At 62.7% G+C, this 448-nt stretch carries 1 pseudogene; it reads right to left on the reverse strand.

Going from position 1 to position 448, the window contains the following annotated elements:
* Nucleotides 1-448 (reverse strand): annotated as a pseudogene (locus JFC13_RS19160) (HNH endonuclease); the annotation flags it as partial.

A 448-nucleotide genomic window follows, 5' to 3' on the forward strand; every position in this document is an offset into this window, starting at 1 on the left:
CTCGTTCACACACGGCCAGAGCCAGAGTCGATAGGGCCTCGTTGACTCGGCCCAGGGCCTCGAGTCCGTCGATGAGTTTGATCGCATCATCAGGACCCATCGGCCGGTCAAAGGATCGCAGCCCGTCCTTGAGTCCGCTGAGCGCGGTGAGACTGGTCGTGACTTCGGGAGCGAACCGTGACAGATCTGTCCACTCCTCACTCGAAAGCAGAGGATGAGGACTCGGGCTGCTGGTTTCGCTGCCACTGCCGTCGCCAGCCACCGGATCGGTGGTCTGGGTGGTCTCTGTGGCCCCCGAAAACCCAGCCTCCGAAACGCTTGCGTCCGAAGTGCTGGCTGTCGGCTCCACATCTTCGTTCGCCTGACCGCGATCATTCGATACCTCTGGTTTACCAGTCGGCACGGCCGCGAGGGATTCGAACTTGCCCGCGAGTGGGTGGCCGGTGAG

The sequence above is a fragment of the Brevibacterium antiquum genome, assembly GCF_016107655.1.
In the GTDB taxonomy this organism is placed as follows: Bacteria; Actinomycetota; Actinomycetes; order Actinomycetales; family Brevibacteriaceae; genus Brevibacterium; species Brevibacterium antiquum.